Annotated in this window: 21 protein-coding genes and 1 rRNA gene (1 of these 22 running past the window's edge); 1 reads left to right on the top strand and 21 read right to left on the bottom strand. The window is 70.6% G+C overall.

Annotation, left to right across the window (positions count from 1 at the left end; genetic code table 11):
- The 21 genes from AB5G72_RS07735 to infC all read right to left on the bottom strand — a co-directional run.
- Window positions 1-162 (bottom strand): 16S ribosomal RNA (locus AB5G72_RS07735); it reaches 1,355 nt to the left of the window's first position.
- A 546-nt stretch (window positions 163-708) separates the two neighbouring features.
- Window positions 709-1,989 (bottom strand): tyrosine--tRNA ligase, encoded by a 1,281-nt coding sequence (tyrS, locus tag AB5G72_RS07730; RefSeq protein WP_440221362.1) that lies wholly within the window; start codon window positions 1,987-1,989, stop codon window positions 709-711.
- Between the two features lie 6 nt (window positions 1,990-1,995).
- A complete protein-coding gene (locus AB5G72_RS07725) occupies window positions 1,996-2,622 on the bottom strand; it encodes a DNA-3-methyladenine glycosylase (protein ID WP_185951847.1) in 627 nt (208 codons plus the stop codon).
- Between the two features lie 56 nt (window positions 2,623-2,678).
- Window positions 2,679-2,900, bottom strand: coding sequence for a Trm112 family protein (locus AB5G72_RS07720; RefSeq protein ID WP_067714095.1), 222 nt, complete (start codon window positions 2,898-2,900; stop codon window positions 2,679-2,681).
- A gap of 5 nt (window positions 2,901-2,905) precedes the next feature.
- Window positions 2,906-4,345 carry an argininosuccinate lyase gene (gene argH / locus AB5G72_RS07715; RefSeq protein ID WP_120285907.1) on the bottom strand — a complete coding sequence of 480 codons (1,440 nt, stop codon included), beginning with the start codon at window positions 4,343-4,345 and terminating at the stop codon, window positions 2,906-2,908.
- Window positions 4,342-5,541 (bottom strand): argininosuccinate synthase, encoded by a 1,200-nt coding sequence (locus AB5G72_RS07710; protein WP_067714089.1) that lies wholly within the window; start codon window positions 5,539-5,541, stop codon window positions 4,342-4,344. Before AB5G72_RS07710 ends, argH begins: the two co-directional genes overlap by 4 nt.
- Window positions 5,542-5,589: 48 nt before the next feature.
- Window positions 5,590-6,087: an arginine repressor gene (locus AB5G72_RS07705; protein ID WP_096905560.1), complete on the bottom strand. Its 498-nt coding sequence runs from the start codon at window positions 6,085-6,087 to the stop codon at window positions 5,590-5,592.
- Entirely contained in the window at window positions 6,084-7,061 is a 978-nt protein-coding gene (gene argF / locus AB5G72_RS07700; protein WP_440221361.1) for an ornithine carbamoyltransferase, read from the bottom strand. The genes AB5G72_RS07705 and argF overlap by 4 nt, the downstream gene beginning before the upstream one ends.
- The gene (locus AB5G72_RS07695; RefSeq protein ID WP_440221360.1) at window positions 7,058-8,299 is read right to left on the bottom strand and encodes an acetylornithine transaminase; all 1,242 of its coding nucleotides are present in this window, start codon (window positions 8,297-8,299) and stop codon (window positions 7,058-7,060) included. Before AB5G72_RS07695 ends, argF begins: the two co-directional genes overlap by 4 nt.
- The gene (gene argB / locus AB5G72_RS07690; RefSeq protein ID WP_067714080.1) at window positions 8,296-9,231 is read right to left on the bottom strand and encodes an acetylglutamate kinase; all 936 of its coding nucleotides are present in this window, start codon (window positions 9,229-9,231) and stop codon (window positions 8,296-8,298) included. The genes AB5G72_RS07695 and argB overlap by 4 nt, the downstream gene beginning before the upstream one ends.
- A 1-nt stretch (window position 9,232) precedes the next feature.
- Entirely contained in the window at window positions 9,233-9,709 is a 477-nt protein-coding gene (locus tag AB5G72_RS07685) for a hypothetical protein (protein ID WP_067714079.1), read from the bottom strand.
- Window positions 9,706-10,743, bottom strand: coding sequence for an N-acetyl-gamma-glutamyl-phosphate reductase (argC, locus tag AB5G72_RS07680; protein WP_440221359.1), 1,038 nt, complete (start codon window positions 10,741-10,743; stop codon window positions 9,706-9,708). The genes AB5G72_RS07685 and argC overlap by 4 nt, the downstream gene beginning before the upstream one ends.
- 111 nt (window positions 10,744-10,854) lie before the next feature.
- Complete coding sequence (locus tag AB5G72_RS07675; RefSeq protein WP_407335942.1) at window positions 10,855-11,646, bottom strand: DUF2786 domain-containing protein; 792 nt, start codon at window positions 11,644-11,646, stop codon at window positions 10,855-10,857.
- Between the two features lie 91 nt (window positions 11,647-11,737).
- Complete coding sequence (gene thiD, locus AB5G72_RS07670) at window positions 11,738-12,577, bottom strand: bifunctional hydroxymethylpyrimidine kinase/phosphomethylpyrimidine kinase (protein ID WP_067714077.1); 840 nt, start codon at window positions 12,575-12,577, stop codon at window positions 11,738-11,740.
- Entirely contained in the window at window positions 12,570-15,089 is a 2,520-nt protein-coding gene (gene pheT / locus AB5G72_RS07665; protein WP_440221358.1) for a phenylalanine--tRNA ligase subunit beta, read from the bottom strand. Before pheT ends, thiD begins: the two co-directional genes overlap by 8 nt.
- 43 nt (window positions 15,090-15,132) lie before the next feature.
- On the bottom strand, window positions 15,133-16,182 hold the full coding sequence (gene pheS / locus AB5G72_RS07660; RefSeq protein WP_120285900.1) for a phenylalanine--tRNA ligase subunit alpha: 1,050 nt from the start codon (window positions 16,180-16,182) through the stop codon (window positions 15,133-15,135).
- A gap of 119 nt (window positions 16,183-16,301) precedes the next feature.
- Complete coding sequence (locus AB5G72_RS07655) at window positions 16,302-17,963, bottom strand: ABC-F family ATP-binding cassette domain-containing protein (RefSeq protein WP_440221357.1); 1,662 nt, start codon at window positions 17,961-17,963, stop codon at window positions 16,302-16,304.
- Window positions 17,960-18,823 (bottom strand): TrmH family RNA methyltransferase, encoded by an 864-nt coding sequence (locus tag AB5G72_RS07650; protein WP_407335938.1) that lies wholly within the window; start codon window positions 18,821-18,823, stop codon window positions 17,960-17,962. Before AB5G72_RS07650 ends, AB5G72_RS07655 begins: the two co-directional genes overlap by 4 nt.
- 10 nt (window positions 18,824-18,833) lie before the next feature.
- The gene (gene rplT / locus AB5G72_RS07645; protein ID WP_007630820.1) at window positions 18,834-19,214 is read right to left on the bottom strand and encodes a 50S ribosomal protein L20; all 381 of its coding nucleotides are present in this window, start codon (window positions 19,212-19,214) and stop codon (window positions 18,834-18,836) included.
- Between the two features lie 69 nt (window positions 19,215-19,283).
- Window positions 19,284-19,478 (bottom strand): 50S ribosomal protein L35, encoded by a 195-nt coding sequence (rpmI, locus tag AB5G72_RS07640; protein WP_007630819.1) that lies wholly within the window; start codon window positions 19,476-19,478, stop codon window positions 19,284-19,286.
- A gap of 92 nt (window positions 19,479-19,570) precedes the next feature.
- Window positions 19,571-20,155, bottom strand: coding sequence for a translation initiation factor IF-3 (gene infC / locus AB5G72_RS07635; protein ID WP_082923789.1), 585 nt, complete (start codon window positions 20,153-20,155; stop codon window positions 19,571-19,573).
- 353 nt (window positions 20,156-20,508) lie between these two features.
- Here infC and AB5G72_RS07630 point away from each other — a divergent pair, with 353 nt between their 5' ends.
- Window positions 20,509-20,910, top strand: a complete 402-nt coding sequence (locus tag AB5G72_RS07630) for a DUF1844 domain-containing protein (protein WP_069390177.1) — start codon at window positions 20,509-20,511, stop codon at window positions 20,908-20,910.
- The last annotated feature ends 25 nt before the right edge of the window (window positions 20,911-20,935 follow it).

Raw genomic sequence — 20,935 nt, 5'->3', positions numbered from 1 at the left:
GACCCGGTTTCCCAGGCTTATCCCGAAGTGCAGGGCAGATTACCCACGTGTTACTCACCCGTTCGCCACTCGTGTACCCCCGAAGGGGCCTTACCGTTCGACTTGCATGTGTTAAGCACGCCGCCAGCGTTCGTCCTGAGCCAGGATCAAACTCTCCATAAAAGCTTCTCAGCACTACGAAAAGCACAATCCAAGCAAAAACAAACCAAAAACTGGCTGTTCAAACAAAAACGCGACCCCCACGACAGGGATGTGAAAGGGTCGCAACCAAACAAAAAATTTGGCACTATCACAAACAAAACACACTGTTGAGTTCTCAAACAACACCCACACACCGTCTCCGCGGGGCTGTTCGCCTCGCCTCAACCGGGGTGATCTTCGCTGCCCTCCCGAGGAGGGCAACTCCACCAGCGTAACAGGTTCGCGTTCCGATTCACAATCCGGTCTGCTTTCCCGCCTCGCGGCGCCGCTGCCACTCTCTCGAGGGCAACTTCTCCATCTTAGCTATCCGGTCTCACCGGGTCAAACCGGCGGGATCTTCCTGCTGTTCGGAGCCTGTCTCCTCGGCGTCCCCGGCCTCTCGGCCCGGGCCGCTCTCGGCGGCTTCCAATAAGTTACGCAGACGTGAACGGAAACGCAAACCCGCAGGTAACTCGCCGAAACGCCGACAGCGCCGGGATCACCGGCGCTGTCAACGATCCTCGGGACTCAGGCGATCCTGACCCCGGCGAAGTTCTTCTTCCCCCGGCGGAGCACCAGCCATGAACCATGGAGGAGATCGGGGGCCGTCGGCGTCCATTCCGGATCCGAGACGCGCTCGTTGTTGACGTACGCGCCGCCCTCCCCGATCGCACGCCGCGCCGCCCCCTTGCTGTCGCAGAGACCGGAGGCCACCAGGAGATCGACGATCGTGGCGGGCTCACCGTGAGCGATCTCGACAGCGCCGGCATCCTCCAGCGACGCTGCCAGCGTCGCCTCGTCGAGGCCGGTCAACTCTCCCCTGCCGAAGAGTGCCTGCGCTGCGGCCTGCACGGACTCGGTGGCGGCGACCCCGTGCACCAGGGTGGTCATCTCCTCGGCGAGTCGCTTCTGCGCGGCCCGCATGTGGGGCTTCTCCCGGGTGAGTTCCTCGAGTTCGTCGATCTCCTCCCTACCGAGGAAGGAGAACCACCGCAGGTACCGCACCACATCGGCATCGGCGGTGTTGAGGAAGTACTGGTACCAGGTGTACGGGCTCGTCATCGCTGGATCGAGCCACAGACTCCCGCCTCCGGTCGACTTCCCGAACTTCTTCCCGTCCGATGAGGTCACCAGAGGAACGGTCATCGCGTGCACGGACTCCCCGTCGACCCGGCGGCTCAGATCCACTCCGCCGACGATGTTGCCCCACTGATCGGACCCCCCGAGCTGCAGCGTGCACCCCATGTTGCGGCGCAACTGCAGGAAGTCGTTGGCCTGCAGGAGCATGTACGAGAACTCGGTGAAGGAGATCCCCTCCCCCTCCAGCCGACGCTTGACCGTGTCCCGACCCAGCATCGTGTTCAGCGAGAAGTGCTTGCCGACATCGCGGAGGAACTCGATCACCGTCATGTGGCCGGTCCACTGCATGTTGTTGACGACCCGCGCCCCCGCGGGGCCCTCCGTGAGGTCGACGAACCGCTCGAGCTGCCCGGCGATCCGTTCGGTCCACTCCGCCACGGTGTCGGACGTGTTCATGACCCGCTCCCCCACGTCGCGGGGGTCACCGATCATGCCGGTGGCACCGCCTGCCAGAACAATCGGCCGGTGTCCGGCCAACTGGAACCGGCGCAGGGTCAGTAGCGGGATGAGGTGACCGGCGTGCAGGCTCGGCCCGGTCGGGTCGAACCCGCAGTAGAGCGACACGGCGCCCTCGTCGAGGTGCGCCCGGAGCGCATCGAGGTCTGTCGACTGGGCGATCAGCCCGCGCCACTGCAGTTCATCGAGGATGTTGTTGGTCACGACCCACATTGTCCCTCACTCGGCGCGCCCGGCCACCACGGGGCGGGTCACCTGCGGGGCCCGTGGGCTGCGTCGGTACGCGGAGACCTCCCGCGCGCCGGCCACCCAGAACCTCCACGGGCGGTCGGCCTCGCGGGAGACCCCGACCCTCGGACCGGACCTGATGTGGTGCCCGGGGACCGGGTCCGGGCGGAAGTGGACCGACGACGACGAGTCGAGCACGTCGATGCCCCTCATCGTGAGGTCGATGCCCAGGGTGCTGCCGAGATTGCCGGGTCCGCGGGCGGCCCGCTCGGCCGGGACGCCGGGCCGGCGGGAGTCCACGATCTCGTGGCCGCCGGCGATGCGGGCCGCCCTGAGCAGAACTCCCCCGCCCTCCCCGGCGGGCCGGCACGTGATGTTCACGCACTGGTGGATCCCGTGGCTCAGGTAGACGTACAGATGACCGGCGTCCCCGAACATGACCTCGTTCCGGGGGGTGGGGCCCGGCCAGGTGTGAGCGGCCGCGTCGGGAAAGCGGGATTCCGGTGGCCCGCCGTAGGCCTCGACCTCCATGATCCTCACCGAGACCGCGCCGTGGGACAGGATCCCTCCGAGCAGAGCCCGGGCCGCAGTGTCAGGCGATGACTCCCGCAGCAGCAACCGGAACCGATCGGTATCGGTGCCGACGGCGGGGCCTGTCCGGTCGTCCGGGGAACTCACCCCTCGGTGCCTCCACCTGCCAGGGCGACCAGCTCCGCGTGCTCGGCGTCGTCCACCTGCCGGGATTCGTCGACCAGCAGCACGGGGATGCCGTCGTCGATCCGGTAGGCCCGGCGCAGACGCGGGTTGTACAGCGTCTCCGATCCCGCGAGCAGGAGCGGGCCCTTGTCCTCGGGGCAGGCGAGGATCTCGAGCAGACGTGCGTCGATGACGGACATGGCGCTCACCCTACCCAGCCCGCGAACTCGTCGCGGATCTCGCCCAGCCGCCTGCGCTGCGCGGCCACCGCCTCGCCCGCGGTGCCGCCCCGGGCGTTCCTCGACGCGATCGAACCGGTGACGGTGAGGACCTCGCGCACCTCGGGCGTCAGCGCGGGGTCCACGGCCGCCAACTCGTCGTCGTCCAACTCGTCGAGCCCCACACCGCGGTTCTCGGCCACACGGACGCACTCCCCCGCCGCCTCGTGGGCGACCCGGAACGGGACGCCCTGCCGGACCATCCACTCCGCGATGTCGGTGGCCAGGGTGAACCCGGCGGGAGCGAGCTCGGCGAGCCGCTCCGGATGGAACTCCAGGGTGGCCACGAGACCGGCCATGGCCGGCAGCAACAGATCCAGCTGCGCCACCGAGTCGAAGACCGGTTCCTTGTCCTCCTGCAGATCGCGGTTGTAGGCCAGCGGTTGCGCCTTGAGGGTCGCCAGCAGGCCGGTCAGGTTACCAATCAGTCGACCGGTCTTCCCGCGCATCAACTCCGCCACGTCCGGGTTCTTCTTCTGCGGCATGATCGAGCTGCCCGTCGACCACTCGTCCGCCAGCGTCACGTACCCGAACTCGGGCGTGGACCAGGCGATGATCTCCTCCGCCAGGCGGGACAGGTCGACCGCGATCTGCGCCAGCACGTACGACGCCTCGGCGGCGAAGTCGCGGGAGCTCGTGGCGTCGATCGAGTTGTCGGCCGCCCGGTCGAAACCGAGCTCGGCGGCGATCGCGTCCGGGTCCAACCCCAACGACGACCCGGCCAGCGCACCCGATCCGTACGGCGACACCGCCAGACGGCGGTCGAGGTCACGGATCCGGTCCAGATCGCGCAGCAACGGCTGGGCGTGCGCGAGCAACTGGTGGGCGAGCAGGACCGGCTGCGCGGCCTGGAAGTGCGTCTTGCCCGGCATCACCGTCTCGGGGTGGGCGTCCGCCTGGCCGACGAGCGCGTCGACCACATCGAGGACCCCCGCCGCGACCGCCCGCACGGCGTCGCGGAGCCACATGCGGAACAGGGTGGCCACCTGGTCGTTGCGCGACCGGCCCGCTCGCAGCCGACCCCCCACCTCGGGCCCCACCCGCTCGATCAGGCCGCGCTCGAGGGCACCGTGCACGTCCTCGTCGGACTCCGCCGGGACGAACGCCCCCGAATCGACGTCCGCGGCGAGGCGGTCCAACCCGTCGAGCATGGCGTCCAGGTCGGGACCGGTGAGCAGACCCGCGCGGTGCAGAACCCGGGCGTGGGCCTTGGACGCGCGGATGTCGTACGGGGCCAGCTCCCAGTCGAAGTGGGTGGACTTGCTCAGCGCGGCCATGGCCTCCGACGGCCCGCCGGAGAACCGACCACCCCACAGCGAGCCCGTGTTGGTGCCGTGGCGCCCGGAGTCGCCCTGCTCCGCACTCACAGGCCGAGGTCCCGCTTGGCGGCGATCTTGGAGCTCAGGCCGTGCAGGTTGACGAAGCCCTTCGCGTAGCTCTGGTCGAACGAGTCGCCCTCGTCGTAGGTGGCGAGGTTGAAGTCGTAGAGCGAGGAGTCGGAACGACGGCCGTTGACGGTGATCGAGCCGCCGTGCAGGACCATCCGGATGTCGCCCGACACGTGCTGCTGCGTGTTGTCGATGAAGGCGTCCAGGGCGTACTTGAGCGGCGAGAACCACAGACCGTCGTAGACCGCGTTGGACCAGGTGTCGGACACGCCGGACTTGTACCGGGCGAGCTCACGCTCGAGGGTGACGTCCTCGAGCGCCTTGTGGGCGGTGATGAGGATCATGGCGCCCGGCGCCTCGTAGACCTCGCGGCTCTTGATGCCCACCAGGCGGTCCTCGACCATGTCGAGGCGCCCGACGCCCTGCGCGCCACCACGACGGTTGAGCTCCTCGATCGCCTCGAGCACGCTCACCTTGCGGCCGTCGATCGCGACCGGCACGCCCTCGGAGAAGGTCACCGTGACCTCGTCGGGCGCGGCGAAGTTGATAGTGGGGTCCTCGGTGTAGTCGTAGACGTCCTTGGTCGGGGCGTTCCACAGATCCTCCAGGAAGCCCGTTTCCACCGCACGGCCCCAGACGTTCTGGTCGATGGAGAACGGCGACTTCTTGGTGACGTTGATCGGGATCTCGTTCCGCTCGGCGAACTCGATGGCCTTCTCACGGGTCCAGGCGTAGTCACGGACCGGCGCGATCACGTCGAGGTCCGGCGCGAGCGCACCGAAACCGACCTCGAAGCGGACCTGGTCGTTGCCCTTACCCGTGCAACCGTGCGCCACGGAGGTCCCGCCGTGCATCTTGGCCGCGGTGACCAGGTGCTTGACGATGAGCGGACGGGAGATCGCCGAGACCAGCGGGTACTCGCGCATGTACAGGCCGTTGGCCTTGATCGTGGGGGCGCAGTAGTCATCGGCGAACTCGTCGCGGGCGTCCACGACCACCGACTCGACGGCTCCGCAGTCCAGTGCGCGCTGCCGGATGACGTCCATGTCCTCACCACCCTGACCGAGGTCGATGGCGACGGCGACGACCTCGGCACCGGTCTCCTGACCGATCCAGCTGATGGCGACGGAGGTATCGAGTCCGCCGGAGTAGGCGAGGACGACGCGATCGGACATGGTGTTCTCCTTGATGTGTGGGGTCTGTTCAGGGGTGTGCGGGGCCGGTCAGATCTGGCGTCGTGCCAGTCCGGCCAGCCGGTCGGCGAGTTCGGCTCCGGTGACGGGTTCACGGGCCATCACGAATATGGTGTCATCCCCCGCGATGGTCCCGACGACGTCGTCCAGATTGGCCCGGTCGAGGGCGCTGGCGAGGAAGTTTGCCGCCCCGGGAGGAGTTCGCAGGACCGCGATGTTGGCACTGTGGTCGGCGGACACGAGCAGGTCCGCGATCAGCCTGCCCAGCCGGTCCGTCCCGCCGGGGATTCCCGGCACGTGGCTGCCGTCCTCGGGGATCACGTAGCGCCCGGCGCCTCCGTCGGCGGCGCGGAGCTTCACGGCGCCGAGTTCGTCCAGGTCCCGGCTGAGGGTGGCCACCGCCACGGCGATACCCTCCTGCGCCAACGCCTCGGCGAGCTCGGTCTGACTGCGCACCGGTCGGCGACGCAGGATCTCCGTGATCCGGGCGTGCCGGGCCGTCCGGCTGACGGTGCCGACGGCGGTCACGATCGCTCCAGTAGCCAGACCAGCAGCGCCTTCTGGGCGTGGAGTCGGTTCTCGGCCTCGTCGAAGACCCGACTGCGGGGGCCGTCGATCACCTCGGCGGAGATCTCCTTGTCCCGGTAGGCGGGCAGGCAGTGCAGGACGATGACATCGTCCGAGGCCCTGGCCACCGACGCCCGGTCCAGCTGGTAGTCGGCGAGGTCCCGCAGTCGCTGCGTGGCCGAGTCCTCCATGCCCATCGAGACCCAGGTGTCGGTGATCAGGACGTCGGCGCCGTCGACAGCCCGGTCGACGTCCGTCGTGATGGTCACCGAACCACCGGTCTCCGCGGCGATCCGCTCGGCGTCGGCGACCACCTGACCGGTGGGTTGATACCCCTCGGGGGCCGCGATGGTGATGTGCATACCCGCGGTCGCGAACCCGAGGAGGTAGGAGTGGCCCATATTGTTGGCCCCGTCCCCCAGATACACCGCCCGGAGTCCCTCGATGCGGCCGAAGTTCTCCCGGATGGTGAGCAGGTCGGCCAGGATCTGGCACGGATGGAACTCGTCGCTCAGGGCGTTGACGACGGGGACGTCCGCGTGGGCGGCGAGTTCTACGAGGCCGTCCTGGGAGTAGGTGCGCCACACGATCGCCTCGACGTAGCGCGACATCACCCGGGCGGTGTCGGAGAGGGTCTCCCCCTTGCCCATCTGGGTGGAGCCGGACTCGACGACGATGGCGTTCCCGCCCAGTTCCGCGATCCCGGCGTCGAACGAGAACCGGGTGCGGGTGGAGGTCTTGTCGAAGATGACCGCGACAGACCGCGGGCCCTCCAGGGGTCGGGCGGAGAACGGCTCGGCCTTGAGCTTCAACCCGAGGTCCAGGACTTCGGCCTGCTCGGCGGGGCTGAGGTCGTCGTCGCGGAGGAAGTGACGGACCGCAGGGGTGGAGGTCGCGGTCGACGCGGTCGATGAGCTGACGGTCGGGCCGGTCATGACGAGGACTCCTTCTGGGCTGCGATGGTGGACGACGCGGTGTCGAGGATCCCGGGCAGCGCGGACACGAACTCGGCGACCTGCTGTTCGGTGAGGATGAGCGGTGGTGCGAGGCGGACCACGTCCGCCGTGGTGGCGCCCACCAGGTACCCGGCTCCGCGCGCCGCCTCCTCCACCGCCTTGGCGGCGGGCGCGGTGAGCACGATCCCGAGCAGGAGGCCCCGTCCACGCACGTGGTCGACCAGTGGGTGGTCGAGGCACTCGATCTCGGCGGCGATGATCTTGCCGAGGCGGTCGACGTGCGCCACGAGGTCATCGGACTCGATCGTGTCGAGGACGGCGAGAGCGGCGGCGCACGAGATCGGGTTACCGCCGAAGGTGGTGCCGTGCTGCCCGGCGGTGAGTAGTTCGCCCGCGGCGCCGACGCCGAGGCACGCGCCGATCGGCAGGCCACCACCGAGCCCCTTCGCGAGGGTGATCACGTCGGGCACGACCCCGGCCTTGCGGCAGGCGAACATCGCACCGGTACGGGCGATCCCCGTCTGGACCTCGTCCACGATCATGAGGACGCCGTGCTCGGTGCACAGGGCGCGCACGTCGGCGAGGAACCCCTCGGGGGGCTCGACGACGCCGCCCTCGCCCTGGAGCGGCTCGATGATGACGGCGGCCGTCTCGCCCGGAGCCAGCTCCACCAGCGTGGTCAGGGCGTCGATGTCGCCGTAGGGGAAGAACTCGACCCCGGGTGGCATGGGCTCGAACGGCGCGCGCTTGGCGGGTTGGCCGGTCATCGCCAACGCCCCCATCGTCCGGCCGTGGAAGCCGTTCTGCGCGGCGAGGATCCGGGACCGGCCCGTGCGCCGGGCGATCTTGAACGCGGCCTCGTTGGCCTCGGCTCCCGAGTTGCAGAAGAAGGTCCGGACGGGTTGGTCGACGGCCAGCAGGGACTCGAGCCGCTCGGCCAGCTCCACCACCCTGGGGTGGAGGTACAGGTTGGAGACGTGCCCCAGCTCGGCCACCTGGCGGCTGACCGCCTCGACGACCGCGGGGTGGGCGTGGCCGAGGGAGTTCACCGCGATCCCGCCGAGCAGGTCCGTGTACTCGCGCCCGTCGGCGCCCGTGAGCGTCGCGCCACTGCCCGAGACCAGCTCGAGCGGCGGGGTGCCGTAGTTGCGCATCAGCGCGTCGTCCCACCGCGCGGTGAGGGTCGGGGTGTCGGTGACGGTGTGCGTGTCGTTCATTTCTCGACTCCTGCCGGCGACCTGGTTTCGTGGTGGCCCTCGGTGACCATCGTCCCGATGCCCCCTTCGGTGAGGATCTCGAGCAACACCGAGTGTTCGACGCGGCCGTCGATGACGTGGGCTGCGTGCACCCCGCCCCGGACTGCCCGCAGACAGGCCTCCATCTTGGGAACCATCCCGCTCTCGAGGGACGGGAGGAGCCGCTCGAGTGGTTCGGTACCGAGATGCGTCACGAGGGACGAGCGGTCCGGCCAGTCGGTGTACAGCCCCTCGACGTCGGTCAGGACGATCAGCTTCTCCGCACCCAGGGCCGCTGCGAGCGCCCCGGCCGCGGAGTCGGCGTTGATGTTGTGCACGGTTCCGTCGGAGTCGGGCGCGATGGTCGACACGACGGGGATCCTGCCCGCCTCGATGAGGTCGAGGACGGCCCGCGGGTCGACGGACTGCACATCGCCGACCAGGCCGATGTCGGTGGGTTCCCCGTCGACCATCGCTGTCCGGCGAACCGCGGTGAACAGTCCCGCGTCCTCTCCGGAGATCCCGACCGCGTAGGGGCCGTGGGCGTTGATCAGACCGACGAGCTCGCGTCCGACCTGGCCGAACAGCACCATGCGGACGATGTCCATGACCTCGGGGGTGGTGACCCGGAACCCGCCGCGGAACTCGCCCTCCATGCCCAGACGACCGAGCATGGAGGTGATCTGCGGCCCGCCCCCGTGGACCACCACGGGCTTGAGCCCGCAGGTGCGCAGGAACACCATGTCCGCCGCGAAAGCCGCTTTGAGGTCGTCGTCCACCATGGCGTTACCGCCGTACTTGACCACGACGATCTTGTCGTGGAACTTCTGCAGCCACGGCAGCGCCTCGGCGAGCACGTGCGCGCGGACGAACGGCGTCAGCTGCGTGGAGCCGTCGTTCATCTCGGTGGTCATGTCAGGCCTCTCCGGGCTGGTCGGGAATGGTCAGGGCGAGTCGGACGTCCGCGCCACCGCGGTGTCGGAAACGGAACTCGGCTCCGTCCGCCGTCGGTGCGGGTTCCGGCCACGGCGCGTGATCGGTGTCAGGCCGGAAGACGAGCACCTCGATCGGGCCGGCCTCGACACCCGATCTCGTGCTGACGAACCGGGCGACGTTCTCGGCGACCTCGTGCGCGGCCGTGAAGTCCGCGCCGGGGTCTCCGACGCCGGGGCCGTCGAGCAGGACGACCGCGCGGGTGGACGGGATCTCGGCGCTCAGGGTGCTCCACCGCAGTTCCACCGCGTCCGCCCCGTCACCGTGGACGTTGAGGATTCCGGTCGAGCCGGCGGGGGCGACCCAGAACATCGCATGGGTTCCCTCCGGGGCCCACCACATCTCGAGACCGTGGACCCGGCCTCTGGAGGTGGCGCCCGCCAGGGCGTCCGCGGTCACGGGGCCAGGCCGACGGTGCTGAGTCCGGCGGTCTCGGGGAGTCCGAGCGCGAGGTTCATCGACTGGATCGCGCCCCCGGCGGTGCCCTTGGCGAGGTTGTCGATCGCCGCGGTGAACACCGCGCGGCCGGCGCGCTCGTCGACCTCGATGCCGAGTTGCACCGCATTGGATCCGAGCACGGAGGCGGTCATGGGCTGCACGCCCGCGGGCAGGACGTGGACGAACGGCTCGTCTCCGAACGCCTCGGCGTACACCGCCCGGAGCTCCCCGGCGGTCGCGGTCGTGGGCGCCACCGCGGTGGTGAGGATGCCGCGGGCCATGGGGGCGAGAACCGGGGTGAAGCTCACCGACACCTCCGCGTCGGTGACCGCACGAAGGTTCTGGGTGATCTCGGGCGTGTGCCGGTGGGTGGTCACGCCGTACGCCTTGGCCGAGCCCATGACCTCCGCGGCGAGCATCGGGACCTTGGCGGCCTTGCCTGCGCCCGACGCTCCGGTCACGGAGACGATCGTGATGGCGGAGGCGTCGACGAGGCCGGCCGCGACGGCCGGGAACAGCGCGAGCGTGGCGCCCGTGGGGAAGCACCCCGGGACCGCGACGCGGCGGGTGGACCGCAGCGCCTCACGCGCCCCGGGGAGCTCCGGGAGACCGTACGGCCAGGTACCGGAGTGCTCGGAGCCGTAGTACGCCGTCCAGTCCTCTGCGTCCACCAGTCGGAAGTCCGCCCCGAGGTCGACGACGAGGACGCCCGGCCCCAGTTGCTCGGCGATCGCCGCGGAATGCCCGTGGGGCAACCCCAGCACCACGACGTCGTGGCCTTCGAGCATCTCCGCCTCGGTCTCCGCGAGGACGCGGTCGGCGAGGGGCAGCAGGTGCGGGTGGTGCTCCCCGAGCGTCTGTCCGGCGCTCGACCCGGCGGCGAGCGTGCCGATCTTTAACTCCCCCGCCGCATAGGACGGGTGCCCGAGTAGGAGTCGGAGGAATTCCCCGCCCGCGTAACCCGAAGCACCTGCGACCGCCACCGTGATTGCCATACGCACGAGTATGCACCACTTTGCAATGTTTTGCATCTCCCCGGAGAGCCGCGCCCCTTGCCCCGCCCCCCGCCGTCCGACGCCCCGCCGCCCGGCGCCCCGCGTGCGGGGTCAGGCCCCGATCTGCCGGCGGCCGCCCGTGAAGCGGCGCTGGCCGAGATCCACCGAGCCACCGACCCGACGCCCCTCCTCGATCCCGGACGTACCGACCCGCCTGCGGGCACCGCGGACGGCGGTCGGGAAGCGCCGACGGAGTTCGGTCTCCGCCCGCTGCGAGTCGGACCGCAGGACGAGCCCGGCGCCCGCGGCGTCCCGGCTCTCGGCCACCGCGCCCCGCTCGGCGGCCTCCAGTCTCCGCCCCACCTCGAAGGCGAAACCGGTCATGAACGACTTGCGGTGGGTGACCGCGGAGACACCCGGGGAGGGCCGCTGTCTGGCCGCTGCGGCGAGCATGACCCCGGTGAGGGCCCCGGCGAGCATGCCCACCCGCTCGACGTGGCGGCGAACCCCCACGATGTGCACGACCCGGGTGCCGTCGCCGCGGGCGGACGTGACGGCCCGGCAGTGCATCGCGGCGGCGAGGGCGGCCACCAGTCCCACCTGGTCGGGTTGATAGCTCCCGGAGATCACGTGGTCGATGACCGCCACCTCGGCGGCGGTATCCGGACCGGTCCGCGCGAGCGCCTCGTCGACGCCGTACTTGGCGAGCAGGGCGTAGGCACGCTCGAGCAGGACCTCGGCCTCGGGCGTGCCCGCCACGCTCTCGGCTTTGGCGAAGAGTTTGCGGACCCTGTCCAACGCCTTCTCTGACGAGGGGGGCCCGGCGCCCTCGTGCCCGTCCTGCGATCGGGTCTGCGAGGTGCCCTGCGAGGTGTTGTGGGAGGTGTTGTGGGAGGTGTTCACTGTCTGCTCCTGATCGTCTCGGCCGTTCGGCGGAACCGATACTCGCACAGGTGTACGACACAGTCGGTGCGGACGGCCGCGCCGTCCCAGGTCAGCGGTGCAGGAACCAAGTGTGGTCGAGCGGGCCGGAACCGCGGCCGACCTCCAGGGTGAGACCGCCGTGGAGGGCCCCGTCGATCCACGGGCGGACGCGGCGGTAGGCCGCCTCCCAGTCCCTCTCCCCCACCCGCGCGGTGGCCAGCGCCGAGGACAACGAACACCCGGTGCCGTGCGTGTGCGGGGTGTCGACGCGGACGAACGGCAGACGCAGCGTCGTGCGTCGGTCCCCCTCGGACTCCACCAGCACGTCCTCCGCACTGCCGTCGTCCAGATCGCCCGTGGTGGCGAGCACCGCGCAGCCGGTCTGCTCGTGCACGAGCTCGGCCTGCCCGACGATCGTCTCGATGTGCTCCGCGGGCTCGCCGCCACACAGCACCGCGAGTTCGGGGACATTGGGCGTCACCAGGTCCGCCAGCGGGACGAGGTCCCGCAGCATCCGCGCCGCGTCCTCACTGGCCAGCCGGCCTCCGGTGGTGGCCACCATCACCGGGTCGAGGACGACGTGGGGTGGACGACGACGACGAAGCCAGTCGCCGACCGCCTCCACCAGAGCGGCCTCACCGAGCATGCCGATCTTGACGGCGTCGATCGTCACGTCATTGGCGACGGCGTCGAGCTGGGCAATCACGTCGTCGACGGGCACGGCGTGCACCCCGGTCACCCCGACGGTGTTCTGGATCGTGACCGCGGTGACGGCACCCATTCCGTACCCGCCCATCGCGGCGACGGCCTTGGTGTCGGCGAGCAGCCCGGCGCCGCCGGACGGGTCCGTGCCCGCGATGCACAGGACCCGCGGCACCCGTGCACCGGCGGGGCGTCGGCCGTCAGCCACGCAGGCTCGCCCCCACGGCCTTCTCCGCCGCCTCGACGGCGGCCGTGCGCCATGCGCTCGCCTCGTCCTCCGTGAGGGTGCGGTCGTCGGCACGGAACGTCAACGCGTAGGCGAGGGACTTACGCCCGTCCCCGAGCTGGGCGCCGGCGTAGACGTCGAACAGTCGCGCGCTCTCGAGCAGCTCCCCGCCTCCCGAGCGGAGTGCAGCCTCGACCTGCGCAGCGGGCACGGCCACGTCCACGACGAGCGCCACATCCTGGTTCACGGGCGGGAACGGCGAGATGGTCGGGGCCGGCAGCACCTCCCGGGCGCCGATCGCGGTGAGGTCCAGTTCGACCGCGCACGTGCGCGCCGGGAGCCCGAGCCGCTCGCACGCCGCGGGGTGTAGCTCACCGGCGTGACCGACCACCACGATCTCACCCGGCCCGGCGTCGCGGTCGCCACCATCGACCAGGACCTCCACGCAGCGACCCGGGTGCCACGGTGCGCGCTCGGCCGCCCGCACCTCGACCTCGGCCCCGAGGGCCCGCCCGACGATCCTCGCCGCCTCCACCGCGTCGAGGGCGTCGGCCTCCCGGCCGGGGCCGAAGTGCCCGCCCGGCTCGCGCCTACCGGTGTAGAGGGCTGCCACGTGGAGCGGCTGGTCGGGCAGCGATGCCGCCAGGCTGTCCCGCTCCTGCGGAATCGGCTCGCGATCGACCGGCAGCATGTCGACCCCGGATGTCGTCGGCGTCCGGAAGGACACCTGCGCAACCGAGAACAGCGCCAGGTCGCGGGCCCCGCGCGTGATGTTCCGGCGGGCGATCTCGGCCAGCGAGGGCAGCAGCGTGGTGGCCAGATGAGCCTTGTCGCTCTCGAGGGGATTGACCACGGCCATGGTGCTGCGGCGCTCGTCGTCGTCGTCCAGTCCCATGGCGTCGAACACCGACGGGTCACAGAACGGCGACGTGAGCACCTCGACGTGCCCGGCCGCCGCCAGGGCGTGCCCCACGGCACGGCGGCCGCGCTGGAACGCGGTGAGTCCGCGACCGGCGGGCGCGGTGGGCAGCACCGACGGGATGTTCTCCAGTCCCTCCAGGCGAAGCACCTCCTCGACCAGATCCGCGGGCAGGGTCAGGTCGGGACGCCAGGCCGGGGCGGTCACCTCCAGCAACACCGCGTCATCGCCGGCGACGGCGCACCCGATCTGCTCCAGACGGCGACGGGTGGTCCCCACCGGATACTCGACCCCCGCCACCCGCGAGGGCCGCTCGGGGTCGAACGCGATCGTCGGCATCGCGGGCGCCGAACCGACGTCCGTGAGAGAGGCCTCCACGGTGCCGCCGGTGATCTCGGCGAGCAGGGTGGCCGCGCGGTCCAACGCCGCGATCGACGCGGCGGCGTCGACCCCACGCTCGTAACGCTTGCCCGCCTCGCTGGGGAGCTTGTGGCGGCGGATGGTCCGGAACACCGCGAGGGTGTCCCACACGGCGGCCTCGAGCAGGACGTCGGTCGTGTCGTCGGAGACCTCCGTGCTCGCACCGCCCATGACGCCCGCCAACGAGATCGGGCCGCGGTCGTCGCAGATGACGACGTCCTCGGGATCGAGCGTGCGCTCGACGTCGTCGAGGGTCGTGAGGGCCTCCCCCGCGCGAGCCCGACGGACGACGAGCCCGCCCTGCAGGCGCCCCGCGTCGAACGCGTGCATCGGGTGCCCCAGCTCGAGCATGACGTAGTTGGTGACGTCGACGGCCGGGGAAATCGGGCGCACGCCCGAGAGCAGCAGGCGGCGCGCCATCCACCACGGGGTCCGCGCGGACGGGTCGACTCCCGTGACCCGGCGTAGGGCGAACCGCTGGGCACCGGACTCGGCGGTCACCTCGAGCGGCCAGGTCTCCTTCTCCGACGGCAGCCCGAGCTCGGCCGCGGGGTCGGCGAAGTCCAGGTCGAACCCGCACGCCAGCTCGCGGGCCAGGCCGCGGGCAGACAGGCAGTAGCCCCGATCCGGCGTCACGTTGAGTTCGATCACGGTGTCCCGCTCGCCGGCACCCGCGGCCAACACCGGGCCGGCGGGGTCCCCGGGCTCGGCGGTGCCCTCGGCGAGGACGATGATCCCGCTGTGGTCGGAGCCGATCCCCAGCTCGGAGGCCGAACAGATCATGCCCTCACTCGGCTTGCCGTAGGTCTTGCGCTTGCCGATCTCGAACCCGCCCGGCAGGACGGTGCCCGGTAGGGCGACGACGACCAGGTCGCCTTCCGCGAAGTTGCGGGCGCCGCACACGATCTGCTGCGGCTCGTCACCGCCCACGTCGACCAGACAGAAGCGGATGGGCTTCTTGAAGCCCTCCAGCTCCTCGATGGTGCTGACACGGCCGATGGTGAGCGGGCCGTCGATCTCGGGCAACTGCTCCGGTTCACCCTCCACCTCGAGGCCGACGCGCACGAAACCGGCGTCGAGCTCGGCCGGGCTGACGGACCAGCCGTCGTTGGCCCGCTGCAGGATCTCGGTCAGCCAGGACTGCGCAATTCGCACTGTGGGGTCCTTCGTCTTCTGGGGTGGGGGTGGATGCGGCGGGTCAGGAGCGGATGCCGAACGGCAGGGAGAAGCGCACGTCGCCCTCCACCATGTCGCGCATGTCGGACAGACCGTTGCGGAACTGCAGGGTGCGCTCCAGGCCCATGCCGAACGCGAAGCCCGAGTACTCCTCGGGGTCGATGCCGCACGCCGTCAGCACGTTGGGGTGCACCATCCCGCAGCCGCCCCACTCGACCCAGCCGGCGCCGCCCTTCTTGCGCGGGAACCACACGTCGACCTCGGCGGAGGGCTCGGTGAACGGGAAGTAGTTGGGCCGCATCCGGGTGCGGGTCTCCGGACCGAACAGTGCCCGGGCGAACGCGTCGAGCGCGCCGCGCAGGTGCGCCATGGTCAATCCCTTGTCGATCGCCAGCCCCTCGACCTGGTGGAACACCGGGGTGTGGGTGGCGTCGAGTTCGTCGGTGCGGAACGTCCGCCCGGGGCACGCCACGTAGATGGGCGGTTCCCGGTCGAGCATGGTGCGGATCTGCACCGGCGAGGTGTGGGTGCGCAGCACCTGGCGGCTGCCCTCGGGCGCGATGTGGAAGGTGTCCTGGAGGGTGCGCGCGGGATGGTCGGGGAGGAAGTTGAGCGCGTCGAAGTTGTAGTGCTCCGCCTCGACCTCGGGCCCCTCGGTGATCTCCCACCCCATTGCGACGAACACGTCCGCGACCTGCTCGGTGATGATCGTGATGGGGTGCTGCGCGCCCACCGGCGCGCGCCCCGACGGCACCGTCAGGTCGAGCGTCTCGGCCACGAGGACGGCGGCGTCCCGCTCTGCCTGCAGTTCGGCCAGGCGGGAGTCGTACGCCTGCTGGACCCGGGTCCGGGCCACGTTGACGGCCTTGCCCGCGGACGCCTTCTGCTCCTTGGGCAGCGAACCGAGGGTGCGGCGGCCCAGCGCGATGGGGCTGCGGTCACCGAGGTGCGCCGTCTTGGCGGCGGCCAGCGCCTCGAGATCCGCCGCGGCGGCGAACGCGGCCTCGGCGTCCGCGGAGTACCGCGCCAACGACTCCTCGTCGATCCGGACCTCGCCTGTGTCTTCGCTCACCGGTGCCCTCGTCCTCCCCGTCACGGCGGACTTCCGTCGACCGCCCCGCATCGGGGCCAAGACTAGTCGATCCCCGGTTCCGCCCCCGCTCCCCCCGGCGATGGCCGGGGGGAGCCGCGTCAGTGTCGTTCCCGCACCGACCCGGCGTCGACCAGCAGCTCGCGGGTCGCGCGGAAGGCGTCCCGCATCCGCCGGTCGTGGGTGATGAGCAGGACCGTGCCGCCGAACGCGTCCACGGCCTGCTCGAGCTGCTCGATCGCCGGCAGGTCCAGATGGTTGGTCGGCTCGTCCAGCACCAGCAGGTTCACCCCGCGCTGCTGCAGGAGGGCCAGCGCGGCACGGGTCCGCTCCCCCGGTGACAGTGACGCGCAGGCGCGGGCGATGTGCTCTCCACCGAGCCCGAACTTGGCGAGCAGGGTGCGGGCCTCGGTGGGGTCGAGGCCGGCCGGGTCGGCGGCGACGCAGAACGTGTCCAGCAGCGGGTCCGGCCCGCCGAACTCCGTCCGTGCCTGGTCCACCGTCCCGGGCCGGACCCCCGACCCGACGGTCGCGCGGCCCGAGTCGACCGAACGCTCCCCGGTGATCGCGGCGAGCAGCGTGGTCTTGCCCGAGCCGTTGGAGCCGCTGATGAGGATCCGGTCCCCGGCGTCGACCTGCAGGGTCACCGGGCCGAGGGCGAAGTCGCCGCGGCGCACGACGGCCTCGGCGAGCACGGCCACCACGGAACCGGAACGGGGCGCCGTCGCGATCTCCATCTGGAGCTCCCACTCCTTGCGCGGCTCGGCGACCACCTCGAGGCGTTCCATCGCCCGCTCGGACTGGGAGATCTTGGCGGCCTGCTTCTCGGAGCGCTGGCCCGCCCGGTTCCGGATGTGCTTGTCGCGCTCCGCGTCCTTTCCGCCGGTCTTGCGCATCGTGTTGCGCACGCCCTTGTCCAGCCAGGACTTCTGCGTCTGCACGCGGTCCTTCAGCTGATCGACCCGGCCCGCGTACTCCTCGTAGGCGTCGCGGGCCCGTTGACGTGCCAGCGCCCGTTCGGCGAGGTACGCCTCGTAGCCACCGTCGAAGACGGTGATCTGCTGCTGGGCCGAGTCCAGTTCGACGATCCCGGTGACGCACCTGGCCAGGAATTCGCGGTCATGGCTGACCACCACCATCGGGCGCCGTTCGGCCTGCATGAACTCCTCGAGGACGGCCAACCCGGCCAGGTCGAGGTCGTTGGTGGGCTCGTCCAGCAGCAGGATGTCGTACTGGCTGAGCAGCACGGCGCCGAGGTTCACGCGGGCGGCCTGCCCTCCCGACAGCGCCGACATCGGCAGGTCCGGGACCGTGTCGTCCAGCCCCAGCCGGGCTGCGGTGACGGGGATCCGCTCGTCGAGGTCGCCACCGCCGAGCGCCAACCAGCGCTCCAGGGCGTCCCCGTAGGCGTCCGCGGCGGAGTCGGAGTCCGCCATCTGCTCCGCCAGCGCGTTCATCCGCGCGAGCGCGTCCGCGACGCCGGTGACGCGGTGCAGGAAGTCGCGGACCACCTCGTCGTCGTCGCGCTCCACCTCCTGTCGGAGGAGCCCGACCGTGGCGTCCGGCGGGCTGAGGGTGAGCTGTCCCGTCATCTCGGCGACGGGGTCGCCGGCCAGCGCGTGGAGGAGAGTGGACTTTCCGGCGCCGTTGGGTCCGGTGAGACCCCAGACGTCTCCGGGTGCGACGACGAGGTCAAGCCCGTCGAACAGGGTCCGCGCCCCGCGGGTGGCGCCGAATCCGCGGGCGGTGAGGGTCGCGGTCATGATCCCGCCAGCAGCCGGGCGCTCGTGTGGAGGCAGATGGAGGCGGCGGTGACGATGTTCAGGCTCTCGGCCCTTCCACGGATGGGGATGCGGACGCGGAGATCCGCGCGCGCGGCGAGGTGCTCGGGCACCCCGTGGGCCTCGTTGCCGAAGATCCACGCGGTCGGCTCGGCGAGGGCCTCGTCCGCCCGCTCGACGTCCACTTCGCCGTGGGCATCGGCGACCGCCACCTGCAGTCCCGCCCGGTGCGCCCGGTCGATCAGGTGGTCCTCGGCGATCCCCCGCACGACCGGGAGATAAAACAGGCTACCGGCGGACGCCCGGACCGCCTTGGGGTTCTCCGGGTCGGCCGCCCCCTCGGTGAGCCAGACCGCGTCGGCCCCGAGCGCGTCCGCGACGCGGACCAGGGAGCCGACGTTGCCGGGTTCGGACAGCGCCTGGCCGACGGCGACCAACCGGGGCAGCGGTTCGGTCCCGGCCGCGGGCCCGCCGCCGACCGGGTCCGCGGTCGCCGTGCGCACCACGGTGCGGCACAGCGCGACGATGCCCGTGGGGGTGACCGTGTCCGACAGTCCCTTCAGGGCCCGGTCTGTCGCAACGGACACCGGGATCCCGGCGGAACGGGCTGCGTCGACCAGGCCGGCGAACCGGTCGAGTGCGTCGGCGGTGCAGAAGATCTCGACCGCGACGCCGGTGGCCACCGCCGCCTCGACCGAGTTGGTCCCCTCGGCGAGGAACCGTCCGGCCTTACGCCTGGCGGCGGCGCGGTGGAGCTTGGATGCGGAAACGACCCGCGGGGTCCGTTCGGTGAACGGATCCGCGGGTCGTCCCGTGCCCTCTGCGGGCGGAGTGTTCGTCAATTCGCGGGTGTCAGGCAGCCGGCGCGTTGACGTCGGCCGGCAGCGCCTTGCGCGCGACCTCGACCAGCGCCGTGAAAGCGGCCGGGTCGGTGACGGCGAGGTCCGCGAGGACCTTGCGGTCGACCTCGACGCCCGCGAGCTTGAGGCCCTGGACGAAGCGGTTGTACGTCATGTCGTTGGCGCGGGCCGCGGCGTTGATGCGGGAGATCCACAGCTTGCGGAAGTCGCCCTTGCGCGCACGACGATCGCGGTAGCTGTAGGTCATCGAGTGGAGCATCTGCTCCTTGGCCTTGCGGTACAGCCGCGAACGCTGTCCGCGGTAGCCCTTGGTGGACTCGAGTACGGTCCGACGCTTCTTCTGGGCGTTGACTGCCCTCTTCACGCGTGCCACTGATCAATCCTCACTGGTTTGGGTCGGTCGCTCGTGGGCGACCGGAAGTCTCTTCGGTGGTGGGAGGGCTCAGAGCCCGAGAAGCCGCTTGATGCGGGGGACGTCGGCCGGGGCGACATCCGTACGGCCGTCGAGGCGACGGGTGCGCTTGGTGGGCTTCTTCTCCATGATGTGGCGACGGTTGGCCTGCTGGCGGACCAGCTTGCCGGTTCCGGTCTTCCGGAAACGCTTGGCGGTGCCCTTGTGGGTCTTCATCTTCGGCATGATCGGTCTTCCTCACATGGTTCGTCCCGGAAGGCCCGGTGGGACCTCGGGTGTGCGGACGTCGGGCGTCCGTGGTCTGGGCGGCGGAGGGCCTATTCGGAAGCGGGGTCCGTGACCTTGGACTCCTGCGCCTTGGCGCGGGTCTTGGCGCCCTTGTGGGGGGCGACGACCATGGTCATGTTGCGGCCGTCCTGCTTGGCGCTGGTCTCCACGTATCCGTACTCGGTGATGTCGTCCGCCAGGCGCTGGAGCAGACGGAAGCCCAGCTCGGGGCGGGACTGCTCACGTCCGCGGAACATGATCGTGACCTTGACCTTGGAGCCCTTCTCCAGGAAACGGACGACGTTCCCCTTCTTGGTCTCGTAGTCGTGGGTATCGATCTTCGGACGGAGCTTCTGCTCCTTGACCACGGTCTGCTGCTGGTTCTTCCGCGACTCGCGCTCTTTCTGCGCCGCCTCGTACTTGAACTTTCCGTAGTCCATGATCTTGCAGACCGGCGGGCGCGCGGTGGGCGCGACCTCGACGAGGTCCAGATCGGCCTCCAGGGCCAGACGAAGTGCATCCTCGACGCGAACGATCCCCACCTGCTCGCCCCCGGGGCCGACGAGTCGGACTTCGGGGACACGGATTCGTTCGTTGATACGTGCTTCGGCGCTGATGGGCCCTCCTCGGTAGATGGTGCTCTGTCGCGACCACTGGCGCGGTCGCGCATCCGCCCTCGAGGGACCCCGGGCCACACCGGGTACACCGGTGAAACCGAGAAGGCCCCACGGCAGGGATGCCGGGGGCCTCTCACTCCTCACCCGTCGACGACGAGACGTCCACGATCGCTCGCGGCCCCTCGTCGGGGTGGTGACCATCAAACTGCCTTCCGGCGTCGGATGGTGGGAGATCGGGCTCCTCTTGGACGATGGAACCCACTACGTAGCGGGTTCCCACAGTCGAGAGTTGACTGTACCAGTAGCCGGCGTTGCCCCCAAACCGGTGGCTGGCGACACGATATCGACCGGTCCGTGGGACAGTGTTCGGCATGACCACCGACCAGCCCGCCTCCACCGACCAGGCCGCCGCCGAGAACCTGCTCGAGGGGCACCTCGACGCCCGCGAGGTCGAGGTCGTCGATCTGGCGGACGTCTCCGCACAGGAGATCATCTTCCGTTCGATCGTCGTTCTCATGAGTGCCGCTGCCGAGAAACTGGGGCTCTCCGATGACGACCCCTCCGCCAGCCCGCGACTGGATCTCGACGAGTCCCGCAAGCTCATCACGGCCCTCGCCGGCCTGGTGGCCGGGTCGGCCGAACACCTGGGGCCGCAGGCCCGGGTCGTCAAGGACGGTCTACAGGGGCTGCAGCGCGCGTTCCGCGAGGCCAGCGCGTACCCCGATGAGCCCGGCGAGGGCCCCGGCGAGAAGTTCACCGGCCCGGTCTACTGACCGCGCCGCGCTGACCGCGCGGCCC

This window comes from Dietzia sp. MNB45, from assembly GCF_051994785.1.
In the GTDB taxonomy this organism is placed as follows: domain Bacteria; phylum Actinomycetota; class Actinomycetes; order Mycobacteriales; family Mycobacteriaceae; genus Dietzia; species Dietzia kunjamensis.
Note: the sequence above shows the minus strand (reverse complement) of the source record. Positions and strands in the feature narration are given on the sequence as shown.

Bases quoted from the DNA above. Each gene is read 5' to 3' on its own strand.
- tyrS (WP_440221362.1), bottom strand. From the start codon at position 1,989: ATGTGGGTCGTGACCAACAACATCCTCGATGAACTGCAGTGGCGCGGG.
- AB5G72_RS07720 (WP_067714095.1), bottom strand. From the start codon at position 2,900: ATGTCCGTCATCGACGCACGTCTGCTCGAGATCCTCGCCTGCCCCGAG.
- AB5G72_RS07710 (WP_067714089.1), bottom strand. From the start codon at position 5,541: ATGTCCGATCGCGTCGTCCTCGCCTACTCCGGCGGACTCGATACCTCC.
- argF (WP_440221361.1), bottom strand. From the start codon at position 7,061: ATGACCGGCCCGACCGTCAGCTCATCGACCGCGTCGACCGCGACCTCC.
- AB5G72_RS07695 (WP_440221360.1), bottom strand. From the start codon at position 8,299: ATGAACGACACGCACACCGTCACCGACACCCCGACCCTCACCGCGCGG.
- argB (WP_067714080.1), bottom strand. From the start codon at position 9,231: ATGACCACCGAGATGAACGACGGCTCCACGCAGCTGACGCCGTTCGTC.
- argC (WP_440221359.1), bottom strand. From the start codon at position 10,743: ATGGCAATCACGGTGGCGGTCGCAGGTGCTTCGGGTTACGCGGGCGGG.
- AB5G72_RS07655 (WP_440221357.1), bottom strand. From the start codon at position 17,963: ATGACCGCGACCCTCACCGCCCGCGGATTCGGCGCCACCCGCGGGGCG.
- rpmI (WP_007630819.1), bottom strand. From the start codon at position 19,478: ATGCCGAAGATGAAGACCCACAAGGGCACCGCCAAGCGTTTCCGGAAG.
- AB5G72_RS07630 (WP_069390177.1), top strand. From the start codon at position 20,509: ATGACCACCGACCAGCCCGCCTCCACCGACCAGGCCGCCGCCGAGAAC.